We start from the raw sequence: 21,515 nt of genomic DNA on the forward strand, positions 1-21,515 counted from the left end.
TCACTTATTCTTTATAAAGACACACTTTACCTTCGCGCAGCGAGGCTGGCACGTCTATCAGACGTTGGTTGCGAGAGCCGCGAAAGTGAAGTGTTTCGTCGCGTTGTGACTTCACAAATGGTCCATCCACCAGCACATCAATCTTTTCCAAGAGTGCTTTCTGGCGCGGATTGCTCACCAGCGATTCGTATGTAAAACCCGTATAGCACCATATATCCTTGTCTGTACGTGTCTTGATAGCCTGTGCCAACTCAGCAAAGCCCTCGGGTTGATACATCGGGTCACCGCCTGAAAAGGTCACATTGGCATAGGGGTCATCCTCAATGACACTCATAATCTCATCTGTAGTCATGGCCTGTCCCCCCTCGAAATCCCATGACTGTGGGTTATGGCAACCAGCACATTGATGCCTGCATCCAGCACAATAAATGGAGGTCCGGAACCCCGGACCATCCACCATTGTATCTTCTATAATCCTTAATACGCTAATCATGAAAACAGTTTCTGTTCACCATCATCTATATGTGTCACACGGTCATTGAGCTCTGCCAGCTTACCGCTGTTCCATCTGTCGGTTGTTCCCACCAGATAGCCTGTGATACGCTGCAGGCGGTCGATATTTGTTGAACCACACTTCGGACAGACCTTCAGATTGTTCTGCGCGTTCTCATAGCCGCAATCCATACAGCGGTTTCTGTTGTGGTTCACCGAACCATAACCCATATTCAGACGGTCCATCATGTCAACCACGCTCATAATCACCTGTGGGTTGTGCGTAGCGTCACCATCAATCTCCACATAGAAGATGTGTCCACCACGGGTCAGGTCATGATAGGGAGCCTCCACCTCTGCCTTATGACGTGCCGAGCACTTGTAGTACACAGGCACATGGTTTGAATTAGTATAGTAATCACGGTCTGTAACACCAGGAATACTGCCGAAATCGCGACGGTCTTTCTTTGTAAAGCGTCCTGCAAGCCCTTCTGCAGGTGTTGCCAAGACAGAATAGTTGTGATGATATTGATCGCAGAATCCGTTGACACGGTCACGCATATAGGTCACAATCTTCAGACCCAGTTCCTGTGCTTCTTCACTCTCGCCATGATGTTTTCCGATCAAGGCCACCAGACACTCTGCCAGTCCGATAAAACCTATACCCAGCGTTCCTTGGTTGATGACGCTCTCCACTGTTTCATTTGGTCCCAGTTTGTCAGCACCAATCCACAGGCTCTTCATCAGCAAGGGGAACTGTCGGGTGAAAGCCGTCTTCTGGAACTGGAAGCGGTCATCCAGTTGCTTAGCCGTGATTTCCAACAGATCATCAAGCTTTGCAAAGAACTGTCCGATACGTTGCTCTTTGTCTTCAATGTCGCGACATTCCAAAGCCAGTCGCACAATGTTCATTGTCGAGAACGAGATATTGCCTCTTCCCACACTGGTCTTTGGTCCGAAACGATTCTCAAACACACGAGTACGGCATCCCATTGTTGCCACCTCATGCAGATAGCGCTCAGGATCGTCAGCATGCCACTCCTCTGACTGGTTAAACGTAGCATCAAGATTCAAGAAGTTAGGAAAGAAACGACGGGCTGTCACCTTACATGCCAGCTGGTAAAGATCAAAGTTACGATCCTCTGGCAGATAGTTCACTCCCCGTTTCTTCTTCCATATCTGAATGGGGAAGATGGCCGTCTCGCCACCGCCGACACCCTCGTAGGTCGAAAGCAACAGTTCACGCATCACGCATCGTCCTTCTGCCGATGTGTCTGTGCCATAGTTAATCGACGAGAACACCACCTGGTTTCCACCACGCGAGTGGATGGTATTCATATTGTGGATAAAGGCTTCCATAGCCTGATGCACACGTCCCACAGTCTTGTTGATGGCATGTTGGCGCACGCGATCCAGCCCCTTCATGCCGTCCAGAGGTTGCTTCACATAATCGATCAGCGGCTCATGATAGAGAGAAGAGTAGTCTTCACCATTCAAGTCCTCCAGATATTTCAGTTCTTCAATATACGACAGTCGGACGAAAGGAGCCAGATAGAAGTCGAAAGCAGGGATTGCCTGTCCGCCATGCATCTCGTTCTGAGCACACTCCAGCGAGATACATGCCAGCACCGAAGCCGTCTCAATACGCTTGGCTGGGCGCGATGCGCCATGACCCGCAATGAACCCGCAGTTCAAGATATGATTCAAAGGATGCTGAACACAAGTGAACGACTTGGTGGGATAATAGTCTTTGTCGTGGATATGCAGATAGTTGTGTGCCACAGCATCACGGCTCTCTGCCGACAACAGATAGTCATCGACAAAGGGTTTGGTGGTCTCCGAAGCAAACTTCATCATCATGCCGGCAGGCGTATCAGCATTCATGTTAGCGTTCTCGCGCGTGATATCATTATTTTTAATGTTCACAATGTCGAGGAACACATCGCGTGTCTTTGCTTTGCGGGCAATAGAGCGCTGGTTACGATAGGCTATATACTTCTGAGCCACGTCCTTACGACTTGACTTCATCAGCTCCAGCTCCACCATATCCTGGATTTGCTCCACCGTCATCTGTGTCTCGCCGCGCTGAGCCACATGATCTGTTATCTGATTTAGCAGTTTATCATCCTCACCCTTGTCGGTTGTCATCATAGCCTTGCGGATGGCTGCAATGATTTTCTGCTCGTTAAACCCGACGATTCTTCCGTCGCGCTTTACAACTGTCTGTATCATAATGTCTTCGAAAAAGTGCTTTATGGATATTAAAAAATTCTCTGCAAAGATAACAAATTCTTTCTATAATCCGTCCTTTGCAGAGAACTAATTTCTAGTTAAAAAATGTTTTAGTCATCAATATTCAAAAGACGAGCCACCCAAGAACTCGCGCAATAGCGATGTTGGCGGAATCTGATCCTCTGGTATGGGCTTAATATATTTCAGCAACTGACGCAACCTGTAGGCCTCCGAGTATTCCCGACTGTTCTCGGGCACCTGTTCCAGCAGCGGTTCTGCCTGGCTTTTGATGACTGCCAGCTCGAAGAGCATGGCCGAGTTAAACATTTGATCAGCATGTTCCTGGAATGGGAATATCCATTTATTCTCGCCCCTGCGCACTGACGGCCATCGACGGATCGTCTCCTGTGCCGAGACACCTCTGTACTTATAATCGCGCACGATGCGACGCAACAGTCGGTTATCAGTGGTGGCTATGTAGTTATGGCTGTCCAGCAGCAGTGTGGTCAGTGCCGAAGCATACACTCGATAAATCTGTTCCTGTGGCACGTCTTCAGTCAGTTCTGGGTTGAGAGCATGAATACCTTCCATCACCAGCACCTGATCTTCTTCCAACCGAAGTTTGCGTCCACTCTTCACACTCTTGCCTGTTGGAAAGTCATAGCGTGGCAGTTCCACCTCTTCTCCTCTGAAGAGCGCATTCATCTGCTCATTCAGCAAAGGCAGATTCAGTGCGTGAAGGTTTTCGAAGTCATAGTCGCCAGTCTCGTCTCTCGGAGTCTTCTCGCGGTCCAGGAAGTAGTCGTCCAGCGACAGCGGCACTGGTTTGATGCCGTTCGTAATCAACTGCACCGACAGTCGTTTGCACGTCGTGGTCTTGCCGCTCGACGACGGTCCGGCAATCAAGACCAGTCGCACACCTTTCCTGTTGGCAATATCGTCTGCTATCCGCGCTATCTTCTTTTCCTGCAGAGCCTCGCCCACCTGAATCAGCAGGTTTCCATAACCATTCTGGATAGCCTCGTTCAAGTCGCCCACGGTTCTCATCCCCATCAGTTGCTGCCAACGATGACTCTCCTTGAAGATGCCAAACATCTTATCTTGCATCACCAGTTCACCCAGTTCGCTGGGATGCTGGGGCTGCGGTATGCGCAGCAACAGACCGTCGTAGTATTTCTCTACGCCAAAGAGATAAAGGTTAGCTGTCGTGGTGAGCAGCGAACCGTAGTAGTAATCGTAGTAGCCGTCAATATCATACAGGGTTGTAAAGAGCTCACCACGGCTCTTCAGCAGTTTCACTTTCGAAACGGAGCCCAACTCTGAAAACAGTCGGATGGCCTCCTCGGTGCTGGTCTCATGGCGGTGAATAGGATAGCCTGCATCCACAATCTCCTGCATGCGACGGCGTATCTTGCCGGCATCCTCAACCGTGACAGGGCGCCCCAGGTCCAGATCCACATAGTAACCATTCGACACGGGTATGTCTATGCTCACCCTACACGGGTTGTAAAGGTCGTGACAGGCCTTGCATAATACAAAAAACAAGGTACGCGTATAGGTGCGTAGAGCCGTCTGCGAGTACATATCCAAGAACTCCACCTCCTTGGGTTTATACACCCGGAAGTGGATACCTTCTATTTTATTATTAACACGTGCACACACAGGGCCATACTCCATCTTCAGCTCCGACTTTTTAAAGATATCCTGCAGGTTGCACCCCATTGGCACTTCCAGCATCTTACCTATATTCTTACAGAACACTTTAATCTTTTTCTCCATAACTTTCTCGTTTTGATTTGCAGCGAAAAATACGCTTCAAAATTACAAAAAAATAATCATATTACAGCATAATTAAAATTTATTTATTAAATTTGTCGCCAAATTCATAATCAAAAAAAGAATTTCTACGTTTATGGTTACACTATTCACTATGCTCGGCTCACTGGCACTTCTCATGTTTGGTATGAAGTCCATGAGTGAAGCCTTGCAGAAGATGGCTGGCCCTCAGTTGCGTCACGCACTGGGAGCTATGACTTCCAATCGCTTTACAGGCCTGCTTACAGGTTCTATTGTCACCGCCTCCGTACAGTCATCAACAGCCACCACAGTGATGACTGTATCGTTTGTTAATGCTGGTCTTCTAACACTGGCGCAAGCCATCTCAGTTATCATGGGTGCAAACATCGGCACTACATTCACCGCATGGATTATGGCACTGGGATCCTCGTTCGATATCAGCATTGTCAGCTACATCGGCTTTTTCCTGGGCATCATCATGATCTACATGAAGAAGCACCGCTACGTCGGCGACTTCCTCTTTGGCTTGGGCTTATTACTCTTGGGGCTCACCACGCTGCGTCTCACAGGTCAGGCCATGGACTTGGGGCACAACCCCGACGTGCTGAAATTCTTCGAGTCATTCCCCACCGATTCCTACCTCACCATCTTGGTATTCTTGCTCTTAGGTGGTGTGCTGACCTTCTGCGTGCAGTCGTCAGCAGCCGTCATGGCCATCACCATGTTGCTCTGTGGCAGTGGCGCCATGCCTATCTACATGGGTATTGCCCTGGTGCTTGGCGAGAATATCGGCACCACCATCACTTCGAACCTGGCAGCTCTCTCGGCCAACACACAAGCGCGTCGTGCTGCCTTGGCACACATGTTCTTCAACGTGTTTGGCGTCATCTGGATACTCACCGTGTTCTATTGGTTCGTTGATGGCATTGTCTGGGCTGTAGATTATGTTGGCACCAATGCCTTGCATCAGGACATGGCCAACATGTCAACCGACAAGAAGCTCACCTTCACACTGGCTGCTTTCCACTCGGGCTTCAACATCATCAATGCCAGCATCCTCATTTGGTTCATCCCGCAAATTGAGAAGTTCGTTTGCTGGGTCATCAAGCCTAAGAAAGTGGACGAGGAAGAGGACTTCCGCCTGCACTTCATTACCGCTGGTTTCATGAAGACTCCCGAGCTCTCCGTGCTCGAAGCACAGAAAGAGATTCGGGCCTTTGGCCAGCGCATGCAGCGCATGTTCAGCATGGTGCAAGACCTGCTCAACATGTCGTCGAGCACAACCAACAAGAACAAGAAAGACAACGAGAGCGAGTTCAACAAGCTCTTTACGCGCATCGAGAAATACGAGAGCATCTCCGACAACATGGAACTCGAGATTGCCAAGTACCTGGAGAGTGTCAGCGACGCCCACCTCTCTGACGAGACCAAGGCAAAGATTCGCGCCATGCTTCGCGAGGTCAGCGAGCTGGAGTCTATCGGCGACTCATGCTTCAACATGGCTCGCACCATCAACCGCAAGTTCAGCGACAAGAAAGACCACTTCATCGAGAACCAGTACAATCACTTGCATCAGATGATGGGGCTCACCGATCAGGCGCTGACGCAGATGAACCAACTGATGAGCGGTCGCAAGGAGTCCTACGATGTGAACCGCACGTTCAACATCGAGAACGAGATCAACAACTATCGCAATCAGCTGAAGGCGCAGAACATCATCGATGTCAACAACCACGCTTACACCTATGCTGAGGGTACCATCTACATCGACCTCATCAACGAGTGCGAGAAACTGGGCGACTATGTCGTTAATGTGGTTGAGGCACGCATGGGTCTGCGATAAAAGTGGCACAGAATATTAACTGATATTTCAAAAAAACGGGTCTTCCTATTGGTTGACTCGTTTTTTTTCTTACCTCGGTCTGAGGTTGCAAGGTATAAGGAAGTATATGCTGGTACTGTTCTTCCCCTTAGCGAGTTGCCAACAAGCATACAGTCGCCGTCAGGGAAACAAAAGGGAACCCCACTTTTCGACCTCCAAGGTCGTCGTCTGAATGCTGTTCCTGCTAAAGGGCTATACATCAAGGACGGCAAAAAGTTCGTTTTGAAATAATAGGTTTTTGGTCCTAAAACAAATTAGATTGTGTCACAGGACAGGTGAAGAAGAAACTCTCACCGTTTGGGGCTTGAATTCATATCGTATAGCGGCGCTATTCACACCGAATAGTGCCGCTATTCTTTTGCTATTGCGCTGCAATAGTTTAGGTTTTGGTTCTCATCCAGCCCCTGGAATGGGTGGTTCTAGGCCCTAGAAGTGGTTGTTTCAGGGGCTGAAAGTGCGGTTTCCAGGGGCTGAAAGTGAGACTATTGCTTTGGTTTTAGACTCTGAAAGTGCTATTTCTAGACTTTAGAAGTGCAACTTCTAGACTCTAGAATGAGTCGTTTCAGAGTCTAGAATTGCTCATTTCAGACTTTAGACGGGCATCAACAGTTAAGCTTTCGCACGTTAATAGTTAAGCTTTTCATCTGCAAAAGTTAAGGTTTACAAACTATTTTTAGGCCATTTGGATTTTTTTCTATAGCTTTGCAACATGAAACTACGGGAATTCTTTTCTAACAAGAAGAAGCGAAAGGCCATGCTGAGAGCTTTCCGCATGTGGCAGAAGCGCCCCCACCAGGTGGCACCACTATCAGAAGAGTATCAAGAATGCGGGTCGTGCGGCACGAGATACCAAGGTAACTATTGTCCTCGCTGCGGACAGTCGGCTGTCATTGGGCGCTTCTCATTCAAGAAAGCCTTCTTGCTCTTTCTCGATGTCTGGGGCGTGGGAAACAGAGGCATGTTTCGTACTATTCGTGACTTGATGCTGCGTCCCGGCTATATGATTCACGACTATCTGCACGGCATGCAGTCGGCATACTTCCCACCTTTCAAGATGTTCTTCCTCATCACCGCCTTCTCGTTTCTCCTCGACAATGGTATCAGTTGGGGCATTGACGAGCGCGAGTCAGCCAAGGTGGAAATCTCGGTAGGAGACAACATGAAAGAGGATTCCATAGAAAGACAGGCAACGAAGTTCACCAATATTCTGCAGAACATAAACAAACAGAATCCTGCAGTCTTCTCGTTCTCGTTTCTCATTCTCGTTTCACTGCCGTTGTACCTGTTCTTCATGCATGCTCCACGCATACCCGACCTAAGATATCCCGAGTTCATCATCACGCTGGTATATACCTCGAACGTCTATAGTATTTATTCCATCATAGGCACATTATTACATCTGAACATATTCTCAATGATTGCCATACTGATGGTATTCGTATCACTGAGACAATTCTCTGGTCACTCTAAGCTACGCATCCTAGGAGGCATCATTGCCACCATCCTATTCGCGTTCTTTATTGTCATAGCAGCAGCGTGCATCTATATCTTTGCTACTAAATAAAAATCACGCAAGAACAGTAATACGTTTGCTATATTAATGCTCTGACTCTACAATACCATCAAAGGGCTTTTAGCCATGTGATGATTTGTTGCAATGCCTCGGGGGCGAAGGTTTCCTCTATTTGTTGATACTCTATGATGGAACCGGTCTGGCAATGTTGGAACAGGTGGTTAAGGTTTTCCAAAGCCACTACTTGGTGCTTGCTGTTTACAAGACCTTTGTCTATCGCCTCGAGATTGGCCTGACACTGCACCTGTTGGTCTTTCTTGCCGTTCAGTGCCAACACAGGACACTTAATGCTGGAGAGCAAGGAACGAACATCCACGGTCAGAATGTGCTGCATATAGGGCGAAGACAATTGTTGCATGGCTTGCTGGACAACAGGCTGGATAGACTCTGGAACGAAGGCAATATCAGCTGTATTCAACCTACCCTCCACGGCTTTGTCAAACACTCGGGTTACAACTTCCATGTATTGCTCCAACTCGCTCTGCGGAATACCCATTGACTCCAGCGACACACGATTCTGCCACAACAGCGTTTCCTTACCGGAAACAGCCATGCCAGCCAAAGAAACCACAAAGTCTGCCTTGCCTTCGGCCGCCAACATCAGAGCGATGGTACCTCCTTCGCTATGACCTATCACACCTACCTTCTTGAAACGACTATGCAGGAAGTCAACACCCGCAGCAGCGTCTTGTTTGAAGTTGTGAGTAGTAAAGTTAAAGAAAGCCACAGAGGGGTCGTTAAAGCCTCGGTCATCATAGCGCAGCGAGGCTATGCCTTGGCGAGCCAGGGCATCGGCAATCACGGCAAAGGGCTTGTGATCAAGGAGTGTCTCGTCGCGATCCTGCTGTCCGCTACCCGTTACCAACAACACAACCGGTGTCTGCTCACCATAGCTCTCAGGCAAAGACAAAGTTCCATGGAAAGTATAGTCACCATTTCTGAATGTCACCTCCTCCGTCTTATAGGGGAAGGGCCCCACGGGCGTCTGCGGACGGTTCACCTTGGGAGCGCCAGGCTTCAGGGTGAGCGGTAGCGAGATGCCGTTCTGCATATAGGTACCTGAAATGACATTCATCACCATCACGCCCTCATAGGCAGCACCTATCATAGGAATCACAACCTTAAGCTTGCCTTCAGGCGTATAGCTTTTCTCCGCCTTGATGCCTTTCACTCCCTGCGAGGGTGAGTCCAGCGTGCAGCCATCGGCGTCGAAGTTAAACACCAATGGAAGTTTCATGCCTTGAATGTCGAGTTCTCCCGACCATATTCCTTCTTGGGCGCTCAAGCCCATTGTGCTTGCCATCATCAGCAAAGCAGTAATAATTCTTTTCATAATGGGTACACTATGTTTACAATAAAGATGTGACAATGGTAACCCAAGCGTCAAGGCTGAAGCCCCAAAACACAAGCGTTTCCATATCTCTTCTTTAACTTCCAATTCTCTGCATAAACGGCAGCGTCTGAGCCTGTTCCAACATCATATCTGCCAACACAGCATTTGCATTACTCTCGCCATTGATGGTATCAAAAATAGCCTTCAAACCTTCACGACCACCATCGTGCTTCAACACATGAACCAGACAGAGATACTGCAAGGCTGCACTCGAGGAGAGAATATCCAAGTCGGTAACAGCCAGTTGTGAAAGAGCCAACTGATAGGCCTCATCAGAGTTTTCCTCAATAAAACGTTGCACATCACCAAGAGTTACAAGCCCGAAAGACTCAAGTACCGGTAGGAAAGGCATCAAAGAGACAGGATAAATCTCTGCCTGATTAACAGCAGCAATGCGTTTGTTCAACCTGTCAAAGGGAACCAGATCGAGGTAACTGCGAAACGAGTCAACCGACAAAGGAACCTCGTCAAGCTGTCCGTCCTTTACCAATGAACGGATCTGACGTCTATAGTCGGTAAGCACCATACGAAGACGACTGAACTCATCGTCAATGAGTTCGAGCATGCCAGCCAGACGACTGAACTGCCGGGCGTACTCACGGGGTATCTTCACATCACCCTTATAACGAATGTCGTGTTCAATGGTCGACCACACATGCTGCAATCCCGTGCGCATCTGCAGTTCGAAACGAGGTCCGCCACTCTTCATTCTGCAGATATAGTGCAGCGAGTTATAGCCAAAAGAATCCAGCTGGTGCAGTTTGCGTTTGTCAACGCTCTCCTTCCAATCTATGTCAAAGAGACTCTTGGCTATGGCAGCCACCTTATCAACCTCATCAGTATAGAAAGTAATGACGCGCATGCCAACAAGGTCTGTGATATCATCAATACTCTCATACTTCGCCCCTTTCAGTTCCAGTTTACCAGCCAGCGAGTCCTCCGCCTTCACCCTGTATTCAATGGCAGTGACATAGATGCCCTGCTCACGAAGCGCACTACTCAAAAGGTCGTAGGCCTCTTTTGCCAACAGTTCCAGCGAGGGACGCAGCTCACGATACTGCTGCATCAACGCCTCGCCATGCGAATCCAATGTCACTTTTTTCCCCATTGCGTGATGATTTACTTAAACTCAAACAGATTGATAAAGCCAGTCATGGCGAAGACAGCACGAATATCGTCAGAGATGCCTTTGATATATACATGGCTCCCCTTTGCCTTCGCATTCTTCAATATTCCAAGGAATATACGCAGACCGCTCGATGAGATATATTCCATATCCGTGCAATCTATTACGACGTCCAGTCCATCGCAGTCGTAAAGTGGCTGCATGGCCTTCTCCGCCTCTTGGGAAGCCGCAGTATCGAGGCGTCCCTCCAGAATGGCAATCAGATTACCATCTTGTTTTTGAATTGTTGTCTTCATTGTTTTTATACTTTTAATTATTTTTTCTCAGTTTCTTTCTCAGCGTCAGCACATTGAGATTGTCCACGCGCTCGTAGTTCACCGAGTCCATGATTTGACGCACCAGATGGATGCCCAGTCCACCTATAGGGCGGTCTTCTGCATCCTGATGGATGTCCACATCCTCCATGGCTGTAGGATCGAAGGGAGTGCCGCTGTCTATGATGGTGAACTTCAGGCGCACATCGTTTGTCTTAGCTTCAATAGTGACATCGCCATGCGTTCCTTCCGGATAGGCATAGTTCATCACATTGACCACGGCCTCTTCCAATGCCAGGTTCATTTGCATCGTCACGGCGGGGCTGAAGCCCACCACCTCGCAGACCTCATCGACAAAGGCTGTCAGCTTTGAAACCTCCTGTATGTCATTGGGCAAGACGATGCGCTTACTGAATCCCACGTCTCTCTCCAGCTTGGTGTATTGTATCGCCATCATTGTCAGGTCATCGCTCTGCTCGGCTTTATCCACAAACTGATGGACGGCATTGGTCATCATGTCTATCAACTGCTTCGGCTCGTGCTGCTGATGGGCCAAAGCCTCAGCGGCAACCTTGTTGACGCGTTCCATGCGGAACAGATCGTGATTGGCATTCTCGGCCTCGGTCAGTCCGTCGGTAAACAGGAAGATGGTGGTCCCCGTGAAGATTTGGGTCTCCTGAAGAGAGTATTTCCAGTCGGACATCACACCGATAGGAATGTTTGCATCACACGTAAGCACACCCAAGCCTGCACCGGCCAACAGCGGTGCATCGTGACCGGCATTACAATAGCGCATGCGTCCCGTGGGCAGGTCGAGCACACCGACAAAGATGGTTACAAACATGTTGGTTTCGTTCATGTCTGCAATGATCTCGTTCATATTCGTCACGATGCGATCGGGCATTGACTCGCGAGCCGAGACCGTACGGAAGATAGAGCGTGTGACAGCCATCACGAGCGAGGCAGGAATACCCTTACCCGACACGTCACCAATACAGAAGAACAGTTTCTCATCGCGGATATAGAAGTCGAACAGATCGCCACCCACATCCTTCGCCGGGGTCAGCGAGGCATAGATCTGCACATCGTCGCGATCGTCCTTGGTAGGAAAGTTCTTGGGCAACATGCCCATCTGTATAGCACTGGCTATGTGAAGGTCGCGTTCAATAGATGTCTTCTGCGCCGTGGTATTCTTCAATTCGTCGATATACTTCACCAGTGACTTCTGCATCCCAGCAAACGACTGGGTCAGTTGTCCTATCTCATCGGTACGCTGGAAGTCGGGCAACTGGTTATCAAACTGCCCCGAAGCGATATTCTCTGCTTCGTAAGCCAATCGGCGCAGCGGACTAAGTTCGCGAGTGATCACATGAATAAAGATATAAAGCATGAGCAACAGACCAACCACCACAATTCCCATCACGGCATGGCGCACTCGGTTGAACCCCCCAAAGATGTCGCTCTCGGGACACACAATAGCCATGCTCCACCCTGTGTCTGCCAATGGTTCATAGAACACGAAGCAGTCTTTGCCATCAATCTTCATCTGCTTCATGCCCTCCTCACCGCGCTGCATAGCATGTCCGAGGGCCGCCAGAGCCGTATCGGGCTCCTGCAGGGTCTTTGTGAAAATGGTCTGACGAGTAATCTTTGTACTGTCGGGATGAACAAAGTAGGTACCGCCTCGTCCAATCATGATACTATAAGAGTTGGGGTATGGTTTCACAGCCGAGATGGTCTGTGAGAGCCACCTCAACGACAGGCTCGTATTGATAACACCGATCACATTGGCATTTCCATCCATGATGGGATGACAATAGCTGGACACCATCTCGCCGGTATTGGTGGACATGTCAACATCGACATAAGGCTCTGTCCAGCAGCCATGCTTAAAGAGCTTGGCCATCAGATACCAGTCCATGTAGAAATACTGATAGTTGTCACTGCCACCCTGTGAGGTGCGTATGCCGTCATTCTGATTCGTACCGCTTCGCCGCGAGTATGCCGAGAAGTAACGTCCATAGTCCTCGAAGTAATCGGGCTCAAAAGCAATAGAACAGTTGTAGAAGTCGGGATTGTTCAGCAACATCGCACGACTGTACACAAACATCGAGTCGGCTTTGTCGGGATGACGCTGCACCAACCATTCTGTCATCTTCGAGGCGACCTCCACACGGTTCATGATGCTCTCCACGCGTATGGAAGTCTTGTCAAGAATCTGCGTGGCACGATTAATCGCCTCCTGACGGATGGCCTCGCGCGACTGATAGAACAGGAAGCCCAATGCCGTGATGAAGATCAGGGCGGCAAACATCACCACCCACAGACTAACCCTGACAGAGAGCTTACGACGAATATATCCAATGATTTTTTCCATGCCACGATTCAGTTTTCACTTATCAACTCTTTATATGTCACCTCACGACGCAGCATGCGATTTTCCTGCATCATCTTACTGGCCAAGCGCACCATGTCGGGACGCAGGCGGAACTCGCGTCGCTTCGACTCACGGTCTATCTGGAGGCGCAACACCTCCTTGAGCATCAGCTCCTGCATCACACGGTTGGTTGCTATGCGATCCTTTTCCACATACCGCATCACGATATCGAGCGTCTCTTGCGGATGACGGGCAGCCCACTCCCACCCTTTTCTGCTGGCTTCTGCAAACTTCTTCGCAATGGCGGGATGTTCCTCGTAGAACTCACGCGTCATGTAGAGACCGTCTTCCTGCACGTTATAGCCGTGGTCACAGAAGCGGTAAACACTCTCATCATTCATCTCCACACCGGCCTGCACCAGCTGATAATACTCGTTATAACTCATAGCCAGCATAGCATCAAGGGCACCTGCCACAAAGAGGTTGATGTTTTGGGCAAAGCGTATCCACTCATAGTTCAGATGGTCCCTCTTACTCATACAGATGGCCAACTGACCGAAGCCTACGCTCCAGATGCCAACACGTGCGCCTTTGTGCTTGAGTGGGTTGCGGTGGCGTGCCGAGACGATAACCATTGCATTGTTCATCGAGGTCTGCAAGATGTTCACAAGAGGCGTCCCTGCATCGACGATCTCCAGTGCCTGACACAGTTGCAGCGTAGTGGCCTGACACACATTCTTGCGCAAGCGGCTCATGGCAGGCTGCGTAGAGGTGGGATGCTCAATGCGCACGTTGACACCAGCCTGACGATAGAAGCCCTTTGCCTCTGCCACGTAATAGCCAGCAAACTGTGCTTGCGCCGTCCACTGCGGTGTAAACACGATGGTTTCATCCTGAGCATCAGCCACTATTGGTAGCGTCAGGGTCACCATATATAAAAGATATAGAAGCTGTTTTTTCATCCAAAGACTTGTTTTATCAGTTGCTCAAATTCTTTAAAGGGCGGTGTGGCTTGCAACTCGCGCAGCGCATCGGCCAGCCCACGATAGTGCCAGGCATGTTCCTTTGGGTCGGCCGTGCGGAAGAGCTGCCACAGGCGATCGCCCTGTACGGCATAGTCGCGTGCGATGGCGCGCATATTCGAAAGTTTATCGCCAAGAGCCACCATCTTTGCATCTAACGAAGCGTGTGCCAACCTGTCGATAGCTGCTTGCTTACGGGCGTGCCAACTGTCTTCTCTCTTCATGCCTTTGACAGGAATATCGGTATCGGCAGCCACCAACGCAGCCACGCGCTCGCCAAATTCACGACGTATCTGTTCGATGGTCACATCGGTATCTTCCACCGTATCGTGAAGAACGGCAGCTGCCAACAGCTCTTGATCGGGTGTCATCGTGGCCACAATCTCCATGGCCTCCATCGGGTGAACAATGTAGGGGAACCCTTTGCCGCGGCGTTCTGTCCCGGCATGCGCCCGCACCGCAAACACAATAGCGCGGTCAAGCAACTCGGTATTCATTGGTTTGTTTGGCATGATGTTCTATCGCTCGAATGTTTTGAGCACCCACTCGTCACCATCGGGATAATGCAAAAATTCCCGTGTCTTAGAAATCCAGTCGATAGAAGATGTTGGGCAGAGAGATGCCGCTCTTCTCGGTGCGCACGTCACCGGTGCCTAAGTCGAAGCGCTGAGATAGCGGGGCTTTGGCATTGAGGATGTTCAATCCCTCAAAGGCAATGGTATGGCTCACCTTCTTCTTGTTTATCTTGTAGCTCACAGTCAAATCGACAATGCTTGTGGGGTCGAAACGCTTTGTATATGCTTCATCATCCTTATAGATGGGGTTGTCGTCGATGATGCCCATAGCGACATTGGCACGCATCTTTTCCACGTCGATAGGTGTATAGCGCAAACCACCCTGAATCGAATACTTGGCACTGACGTTGAGCACGTTCTTGCCCAGTATCCACTCCTTACCGCCCAAAATCTTGAACATGAAGCCGCGGTCGTAGAACTGATTACGCCACACCTTATCCTCACCACGATATTGCGACTTATAAATCGAGAAGTTGGTCTGACCAAAGAAGCCGTGACTCATATAGTGCTCCAGGGTGATGTCGCCACCATAGTTGCGGGTGTTGCCCTTATTTGTGAGCGCCTCATCGGTGTAGGCAAACAGACGGTTGGTCACGCAGTAGGTGCTGCCATTCGTGCCCACGGGGGTGTCAAAGCCATACTGATAGAACATGTTCATGCGCAAGTTGAGGTTGTCGCTAAACTTGTGAGCATAAGTAAACATCAGATGGTGGGCTTTGGTCAGTCCGAGGTCTTTGTTGACCAGTTGTCCGGCAGCATCACGATAGAAATAAGCATCAAGTTTCTCCACCATGGAGTGCAACCCATAGCCCAGCGAGATACTTCCCCCGTCATAGGGCAGCCATTTCATGCTGGCGCGCGGCTCGAGAGAAAAGTCTTTAGAGAGCAGGAAATAATTGGCAGCAGCACCCAGTGACAGACTGAAGTTATCACTCAGCGTGAGGAGGTTCTGCCAGAAGGCACTGACAAGGCCCGTGTTGTCCTTCATGTCTGTATAGGTCTTCATAGTCGAGAGGTCGGCAAAGAGTTGATCCACGCTGCCATAGTGCAGGTCGAAGAAGCGATGCGAGTATTCGGCACCAAACTGTGTGAGCCACTTGCCCGTCACCTGCTTCGACAGCTCGGTGTTCAGCAACAGACGATCCTCGTTCTGCTTCTGCTTGCTGAAGAGATATTGCTTCTCAGGCTCCTCGTAGGTCAGCGGTGTCTTGAGCAACCCCGAAATGGGATCACGTTCAAGTCCGTAGTAGAGAATGTCCATGCTGATATGCTGCATATTGTAGGCTGCCGTCGTGCGCCATGACCACTTGTTGCCCAGGTGAATCTTGTGCGAGACGCCGGCCAGTATCTGTGTCATGTTGCCATCGTTGTTCGAGGCATCGTAGGCCGAGTGCACATCCTCAAGGGCGATACGGTCGGTGTGTGTCTTGTCGAACAGGGCCAGACCGAACACCGAGAAGGTTCCAGCATGCTTAGTGGGCAGATTTAACTTCCAAGAGAAGTCCTGAAAGACAAGGTGATCACCTTCGGTATCAAGAAGACCGAGTTGGTCTGCCAACGAGGTGAATCCGTAACGGTAGTTCACGATATAACTGGCATTACTCTTTTTCGAGAGCGGTCCTTCCAGTGTCAGTTCTTCGAATACGCTACCTATCTGCAAGATGTTCTCATGCTTGGAATTATTGCCGGGACGCATCTTCACATCAAACACACCGCTCAGGGCATTCGAGTAGTTAGCATTGAAAGTGGAAGTAAAGAAGTCCGAGTTGCCGATGACGTTAGAGTTAAGTCCACTCACGAGACCATAGCCCGCATTCCACATATCGTTATAGTGATTGGGAGTAAATACCTCGACACCTTCGATGCGGTACTGCATACGCTCGGGGGCATTGCCGTGAACAGACAGACCACTACCGTCAGATTCACCCGACACCCCAGCAAATGCCATCACCAAACGGGCAGGGTCGTTGGCTCCGCCGGCAAAACGGCTGGCCTCTTCCATCGAGAGCATCACACCACCTGTCAGTACAGCAGGGTTCACTGTGGCTTCTTTATTCACGCGCGGGCGAACCAATACTTCTTTTAGTTCGGTACTGTTCTCACGCAGCGCTATGTCGAGCACCACCTCCTTGGCTCCAGAAATCAGAATTTCTTTCATGACACTGGGTTCATAGCCAATATAGTTTGTCTCAATGGTATAGCGGCCGCCTTGCTTCACCTGAATAGTATAGTTACCATCCACGTCAGTCACTGCGACCGCATTCGCCAACTCCACAATTTTCACGGTAGCGCCAATCAGCGTTTCCCCGGTAATAGCGTCTTTCACGGTACCACGCAGAGTCTCTGCTTGTATATCTATTGTGCCGCAGATTATCAGGATGGCGGCAATCATCCACTGTCTAACTGTATTCATCAGATTTGTATTTATAGATTTTTTGCAAAGATAAGAATAAATCTTAAAATAGGTTTATTTTTTTTGTTAAAACTGCATTTTTCGCGCTTTTAAAGCAAAAAAAGGTAAAATAAAGTCCAAAAACTTACTCTTTTTTAAAAAAATCTCGATCGAAAAATGTCGTTCCAATGATTTTCATTATATTTGCAGTCGAGAAAAATTCTAGTTAACAACAATCATTTATCAATAATTAAATTACTAACATTATGGCAAACTATGATTTTGAGGTAATCTTTGTAGGCTGTGGTCACGGCTGTGACCTTGCGGCACGTGTTCTGGCAAAGGCTGGCAAGCGCGTTGCCGCCATCGAGCGCGACCTATGGATGGGAACCTGCACTAACTATGGCTGCAACGCTAAGATCCTACTCGACGGTCCGTTCGAGCTCACTACGGCCATGGAGAACTATCAGCAACTGGGTGTGTTCGACAAGGTGCCCGAGGTGAACTGGGAGAAACTGATGCAGTACAAGATGCCCTACATCGAGGCCTATAAGCCCATGACCAAAGCCATCATGGAGCAGAGCGGATGCACCTGCATCCAGGGTCACGGCAAACTGAAAGATGCTCACACCGTGATGGTCGAGGACAAGGAATACACGGCAGACTATATCGTGCTCGGCACTGGTCAGCGCGACGACAAGCTCGATATCCCCGGCAAAGAGTATATCCACGGCAGTCGCGAGATGCTCAGCATCGAGCACATGCCTGCCCGCATCGCATTCATCGGTGCAGGCATCATCTCGATGGAGTTCGCTTCGATGGCTGTTGACCTGGGACGTCAGGTGACCGTCATTGATCATGGCGACCATGCGCTGAAGGCCTATCCAAAGGCTTACGTTGATGAAGTGGTGGCTCGCATGGAGAAGAAAGGTGCGCAGTTCAAATATTGCGAGGACGTGTGCGCCATCGAGAAGACGGGCACAGGTCTGCTGGTGAAGACGCGCCAAGGCTTCGAGGTGGAGGTGGACTATGTGCTGCAGGCCACCGGTCGCCCCGTAAACATCGAGAACCTGGGACTGGAGGCCCTCGGCATCGAGGCCAGTCCACGAGGCATCAAGGTGGATGACCATCTGCGCACCTCGGTCAAGAACATCTTTGCCACGGGCGATGCCATCGACAAGCGCATTCCCAAGCTCACGCCCACGGCCTTCTTCGAGAGTCAGTATATTGCCGATGTGCTCTTAGGCAAGACCACAGATCCTATCTGCTACCCCGTCGTGCCCAACCTGGTGTTCACCTTCCCGCGCATCGCTCAGGTGGGTGTAGGCCTCGACGAGGCACGCCACAACGACCAGTACCGCGTCGTGGATATGCCCTACGGACAGGCTTTCCTCTTCAACACCCACAACGAGGCTGATGCCAAGATGGCTTTCATCTTCGACAAGCAGAGCGACCTGTTGGTGGGCGCTGCTGCCATTGGTTCGGATGCTGGTGCCTGGATCGACGTGCTCTCACTGGTCATCTTCAACAAGATGACGCGCGAACAGTTCGCCCACTATATCTACGCTTTCCCCACCACCACCTGTGGTCCGTTGATGATGCTCGGTCAGGTGTGGTAGAAGTTGCAGACTACTCATAACAGCAAGCTCCGACCTGGCAGTCATCCGGGTCGGAGCTTGTGTTTTTCTGTTGCCACCCACAGTCAATGGGGCGACTGCTTATTGCAATGGAATCTCTGGGTGTTGAACAGCCAAAGGCATGTCTTTCTGCGAAAGGTAGAACATATAGAGGATAACAGGCTTTGAGCCACGGTTCTCTCCATGATGTATGGTGTTCACCATTTCCACGACGGGCTCGCCCTCGTGCACCGTCTTCTCTGTGCCATCCAGTCCGATGATGGTCAGTTCGCCCTGCACCAGAATGCCATAGTTCATCACGGGGTGATGGTGCCAGCCCAACTTCTTACCGGCAGGAAACACATATTTCATGGCCACCAGTTCGGGGCGTCCCTTCAAGTAGTCGGGCAATGCCACGCCATCCCAGCTCTGACTCGTGCGGATCAGTTCTTCTGAAACAACGTTTTCTTCATTTTTAGCTTCCGACCTACTGCTCACGATAACAACCGCCATGGTGCACAGGAACAGCAAACCGACAGTCAGCATCAATAATTTTTTGTTCATCATCATGTTATTCATTTTAAAACAGATATAATAGTTCGTGCCTGCAAAGATACAATTAATTTTGATAAATCGTATCAATTAGGGGAATAAAGTGCATAAAACCCCACCCCGACCCTCCCAAGGGAGGGAGACATTCTGCTCTTTCATATTTGGCTTCTGAAGCCTTACTCCACAGTATATAGTATCATCATCTGTTCTGCACGTATGCGGTGCAAAGATAACGAAAAATCACCAGAAACAATTTTTTTGGCAAAAAAGCTGTTGGTATCGAAAATAATTCCTATCTTTGCTCTGTCACTATAAAATGATATAGAGATATGCCAGAAGTATTTAGATTCCTTGGATTCTCCTTCTTCTTTTACAGTAAGGATTATCAAGCGTTGGGATCTGATTTCCTGTTTTTACATGCTTTTCTGCTGTTTTCTGACCTTTGGAGAGTTTAGACCGAGGAGTCGGATAGATGTAATATATCAAGGAACTTGACACAATCATCTCATTTTATACCTAATAAAGGAGTCTGATGCTAAATCCTTTACTGTATTCTTATTAAGAATGGCATCAGTAGAATATAAAACCTCTTCCGCAGCCATAAACCATTTTATAGGAATATCGTCTATTTCTTTTTGTGGAAGGAATTCGTATTTTTCGCTCTTAGGTAAATTATCAACAATCTCCACAACTTTTACGGAATAATCATGTAGTTTTTTAATTTCTATACTTTCTTCAATTTGTTTCCTTAATATCATATCGTTACATATTCTCGGTTCGCATTGCTTGACACAAAATAAAAAATCATCAACAGAAGCGGCAACTAGCCCTCTCCACCAGATATCCTTTATGCAAGAGTCTCCATCTCTGTAATTCTTCAATTCATCTTCAGTCAGTAAGAAGCCAACTCTTTCATAGCATTTCTCAGGAATATCTCCCCATACACTTCCAATACGAGTTGTTTTAGATAAATAAAAACTGCCTGTGAAAGAGTCTTCATAATATCGTGATATGGTCAACCCCAAAGTCAGAAATAAATCTGGATATACTTTCTTAACGAATAAACCTTGAAATCCAGATATTGTATCCTTAAAGTGTATATAACCCATACTTTCCAACGAAGGAGTCAATATTTTTTCTAATTTTGCCTTTGTCAATTTCATATTTATTTATTATAGGGTCCTATATATGTTGGTCATGACAAGGGACTGGCAACTATCATAAGGAGCCAGTCCCTTCTTCTATGATTGCCTCACCCTTTCTATTTAGTGAGATTTCCTCCATTCTTTATATTCTTCTCTAGTACAAAGAAAGGATTCCGTGAATTCAATATTTGTTAATTTGTTATTAATTATTTCATTTTTCAGTTTATCTGTTACAACAAAATGCCTTGTATTGCTAATGGCAAACAATGGATTTCTGATGTTATTTTTACAATAGAAAGGTGGTTCTTCATCAAACATGGATTTTTCTTTATTCAAATAGGAGGATTCTTCTATATTGTATATCACATAATACTGCTCTTCTATACCCTTAATTTTAATGGGATAGCATTTATCCGACATATCCACATAATGTGCTAACACATCAATAAATCTTTGTGAGAAAAAAAATTCTCCACTTTGAAAAAGCCGTATAAGGTCATAAGACTTCTTCCCAGTTGCGACCTCAAAAAATACATCTTCTGGAAGCATGTCTTTTTTATATGGCACAAGATATTCATATAACAAATCGTAAGATGTATTAGAAGAAATTTCTAACTGACTTTGTTTAAATGCATTATGAATATTAAATACTGTTTTCATTTGATTTATCCTCTTTTAATGCCACCATAAGGATAGTAATCTGTCACGAATGGTGAGGAAGTATCCGACCTCACAGCCATGCGCACATTTCCTTGATAGTCCTTCAGGTCGAAATAGTAGGACGAAGCACTCGTGCTGCCCGACATAGACACCTCACCACAGTCCAGCGTCAGATACCACTGACTGCTGTCCGAAGAAAGGTACTTCCGAATATGGACATAGTTCTCAGACGATGTCTGTGCTGTCAACACTGACACCATCAACAGATGCAACAACTGAAGGAAAAGTCGTTTATTCATGCGATTCTAGTCTATAATGGTAAGGCGTAAAAAAGTCGAAAATAGTCATTGGGGACACTTTAAACTTA

The 21,515-nt window shown here is 48.4% G+C and carries 17 protein-coding genes; 3 read left to right on the top strand and 14 right to left on the bottom strand.

All coding sequences use genetic code 11. From position 1 onward, the window contains the following. Positions 1–4 precede the first annotated feature (4 nt). From nrdG to L6472_RS12125, 3 genes are all read right to left on the bottom strand, one after another. Entirely contained in the window at positions 5–493 is a 489-nt protein-coding gene (gene nrdG, locus L6472_RS12115) for an anaerobic ribonucleoside-triphosphate reductase activating protein (RefSeq protein ID WP_237805451.1), read from the bottom strand. Beyond that, positions 490–2,724: an anaerobic ribonucleoside triphosphate reductase gene (locus tag L6472_RS12120; protein WP_237805453.1), complete on the bottom strand. Its 2,235-nt coding sequence runs from the start codon at positions 2,722–2,724 to the stop codon at positions 490–492. Before L6472_RS12120 ends, nrdG begins: the two co-directional genes overlap by 4 nt. A gap of 117 nt (positions 2,725–2,841) precedes the next feature. Continuing rightward, positions 2,842–4,503 (bottom strand): nucleoside kinase, encoded by a 1,662-nt coding sequence (locus L6472_RS12125; protein WP_237805455.1) that lies wholly within the window; start codon positions 4,501–4,503, stop codon positions 2,842–2,844. 133 nt (positions 4,504–4,636) lie between these two features. Between L6472_RS12125 and L6472_RS12130 the strand changes: the two genes are divergently transcribed. Together L6472_RS12130 and L6472_RS12135 are read left to right on the top strand one after the other, a co-directional pair. Then, the gene (locus L6472_RS12130; RefSeq protein ID WP_237805457.1) at positions 4,637–6,364 is read left to right on the top strand and encodes a Na/Pi cotransporter family protein; all 1,728 of its coding nucleotides are present in this window, start codon (positions 4,637–4,639) and stop codon (positions 6,362–6,364) included. A gap of 748 nt (positions 6,365–7,112) precedes the next feature. Next, positions 7,113–7,967 carry a DUF3667 domain-containing protein gene (locus L6472_RS12135; protein ID WP_237805459.1) on the top strand — a complete coding sequence of 285 codons (855 nt, stop codon included), beginning with the start codon at positions 7,113–7,115 and terminating at the stop codon, positions 7,965–7,967. A gap of 58 nt (positions 7,968–8,025) precedes the next feature. On the opposite strand, the gene L6472_RS12140 is transcribed toward L6472_RS12135, so the two are convergent. The 7 genes from L6472_RS12140 to L6472_RS12170 all read right to left on the bottom strand — a co-directional run bounded on the left by L6472_RS12140 (position 8,026) and on the right by L6472_RS12170 (position 17,196). Next, positions 8,026–9,309: a S9 family peptidase gene (locus tag L6472_RS12140; protein WP_237805461.1), complete on the bottom strand. Its 1,284-nt coding sequence runs from the start codon at positions 9,307–9,309 to the stop codon at positions 8,026–8,028. A 94-nt stretch (positions 9,310–9,403) separates the two neighbouring features. Beyond that, positions 9,404–10,477, bottom strand: a complete 1,074-nt coding sequence (locus L6472_RS12145) for a GTP pyrophosphokinase family protein (protein WP_237805463.1) — start codon at positions 10,475–10,477, stop codon at positions 9,404–9,406. An 11-nt stretch (positions 10,478–10,488) separates the two neighbouring features. Further along, on the bottom strand, positions 10,489–10,791 hold the full coding sequence (locus L6472_RS12150) for an STAS domain-containing protein (protein WP_237805465.1): 303 nt from the start codon (positions 10,789–10,791) through the stop codon (positions 10,489–10,491). Positions 10,792–10,804: 13 nt separating this feature from the next. After that, positions 10,805–13,186, bottom strand: coding sequence for a SpoIIE family protein phosphatase (locus L6472_RS12155; RefSeq protein WP_237805467.1), 2,382 nt, complete (start codon positions 13,184–13,186; stop codon positions 10,805–10,807). A gap of 8 nt (positions 13,187–13,194) precedes the next feature. Further along, positions 13,195–14,148 carry an ABC transporter substrate-binding protein gene (locus L6472_RS12160; protein WP_237805469.1) on the bottom strand — a complete coding sequence of 318 codons (954 nt, stop codon included), beginning with the start codon at positions 14,146–14,148 and terminating at the stop codon, positions 13,195–13,197. Next, a complete protein-coding gene (locus L6472_RS12165; RefSeq protein ID WP_237805471.1) occupies positions 14,145–14,720 on the bottom strand; it encodes an HD domain-containing protein in 576 nt (191 codons plus the stop codon). Before L6472_RS12165 ends, L6472_RS12160 begins: the two co-directional genes overlap by 4 nt. Positions 14,721–14,790: 70 nt before the next feature. Beyond that, positions 14,791–17,196 carry a carboxypeptidase-like regulatory domain-containing protein gene (locus tag L6472_RS12170; RefSeq protein WP_237805473.1) on the bottom strand — a complete coding sequence of 802 codons (2,406 nt, stop codon included), beginning with the start codon at positions 17,194–17,196 and terminating at the stop codon, positions 14,791–14,793. Between the two features lie 245 nt (positions 17,197–17,441). Between L6472_RS12170 and L6472_RS12175 the strand changes: the two genes are divergently transcribed. Beyond that, the gene (locus L6472_RS12175) at positions 17,442–18,794 is read left to right on the top strand and encodes an NAD(P)/FAD-dependent oxidoreductase (protein ID WP_237805475.1); all 1,353 of its coding nucleotides are present in this window, start codon (positions 17,442–17,444) and stop codon (positions 18,792–18,794) included. A gap of 99 nt (positions 18,795–18,893) precedes the next feature. Here the strand turns inward: L6472_RS12175 and L6472_RS12180 are convergent, their stop codons facing one another. The 4 genes from L6472_RS12180 to L6472_RS12195 all read right to left on the bottom strand — a co-directional run bounded on the left by L6472_RS12180 (position 18,894) and on the right by L6472_RS12195 (position 21,447). After that, positions 18,894–19,361: a cupin domain-containing protein gene (locus L6472_RS12180; protein WP_237805477.1), complete on the bottom strand. Its 468-nt coding sequence runs from the start codon at positions 19,359–19,361 to the stop codon at positions 18,894–18,896. Between the two features lie 482 nt (positions 19,362–19,843). Continuing rightward, positions 19,844–20,506 (bottom strand): hypothetical protein, encoded by a 663-nt coding sequence (locus L6472_RS12185; protein WP_237805479.1) that lies wholly within the window; start codon positions 20,504–20,506, stop codon positions 19,844–19,846. 102 nt (positions 20,507–20,608) lie between these two features. Then, a complete protein-coding gene (locus L6472_RS12190) occupies positions 20,609–21,148 on the bottom strand; it encodes a hypothetical protein (RefSeq protein ID WP_237805482.1) in 540 nt (179 codons plus the stop codon). Positions 21,149–21,153: 5 nt separating this feature from the next. Next, on the bottom strand, positions 21,154–21,447 hold the full coding sequence (locus L6472_RS12195; protein ID WP_237805484.1) for a hypothetical protein: 294 nt from the start codon (positions 21,445–21,447) through the stop codon (positions 21,154–21,156). Positions 21,448–21,515: the final 68 nt, after the last annotated feature.

Origin of the sequence: Prevotella sp. E13-17 (assembly GCF_022024035.1) — a bacterium.
In the GTDB taxonomy this organism is placed as follows: domain Bacteria; phylum Bacteroidota; class Bacteroidia; order Bacteroidales; family Bacteroidaceae; genus Prevotella.

Coding starts and splice junctions, on each gene's coding strand:
- nrdG (WP_237805451.1), bottom strand. CDS start 493: ATGATTAGCGTATTAAGGATTATAGAAGATACAATGGTGGATGGTCCG.
- L6472_RS12120 (WP_237805453.1), bottom strand. CDS start 2,724: ATGATACAGACAGTTGTAAAGCGCGACGGAAGAATCGTCGGGTTTAAC.
- L6472_RS12125 (WP_237805455.1), bottom strand. CDS start 4,503: ATGGAGAAAAAGATTAAAGTGTTCTGTAAGAATATAGGTAAGATGCTG.
- L6472_RS12130 (WP_237805457.1), top strand. CDS start 4,637: ATGGTTACACTATTCACTATGCTCGGCTCACTGGCACTTCTCATGTTT.
- L6472_RS12135 (WP_237805459.1), top strand. CDS start 7,113: ATGAAACTACGGGAATTCTTTTCTAACAAGAAGAAGCGAAAGGCCATG.
- L6472_RS12140 (WP_237805461.1), bottom strand. CDS start 9,309: ATGAAAAGAATTATTACTGCTTTGCTGATGATGGCAAGCACAATGGGC.
- L6472_RS12145 (WP_237805463.1), bottom strand. CDS start 10,477: ATGGGGAAAAAAGTGACATTGGATTCGCATGGCGAGGCGTTGATGCAG.
- L6472_RS12150 (WP_237805465.1), bottom strand. CDS start 10,791: ATGAAGACAACAATTCAAAAACAAGATGGTAATCTGATTGCCATTCTG.
- L6472_RS12155 (WP_237805467.1), bottom strand. CDS start 13,186: ATGGAAAAAATCATTGGATATATTCGTCGTAAGCTCTCTGTCAGGGTT.
- L6472_RS12160 (WP_237805469.1), bottom strand. CDS start 14,148: ATGAAAAAACAGCTTCTATATCTTTTATATATGGTGACCCTGACGCTA.
- L6472_RS12165 (WP_237805471.1), bottom strand. CDS start 14,720: ATGCCAAACAAACCAATGAATACCGAGTTGCTTGACCGCGCTATTGTG.
- L6472_RS12170 (WP_237805473.1), bottom strand. CDS start 17,196: ATGAATACAGTTAGACAGTGGATGATTGCCGCCATCCTGATAATCTGC.
- L6472_RS12175 (WP_237805475.1), top strand. CDS start 17,442: ATGGCAAACTATGATTTTGAGGTAATCTTTGTAGGCTGTGGTCACGGC.
- L6472_RS12180 (WP_237805477.1), bottom strand. CDS start 19,361: ATGATGATGAACAAAAAATTATTGATGCTGACTGTCGGTTTGCTGTTC.
- L6472_RS12185 (WP_237805479.1), bottom strand. CDS start 20,506: ATGAAATTGACAAAGGCAAAATTAGAAAAAATATTGACTCCTTCGTTG.
- L6472_RS12190 (WP_237805482.1), bottom strand. CDS start 21,148: ATGAAAACAGTATTTAATATTCATAATGCATTTAAACAAAGTCAGTTA.
- L6472_RS12195 (WP_237805484.1), bottom strand. CDS start 21,447: ATGAATAAACGACTTTTCCTTCAGTTGTTGCATCTGTTGATGGTGTCA.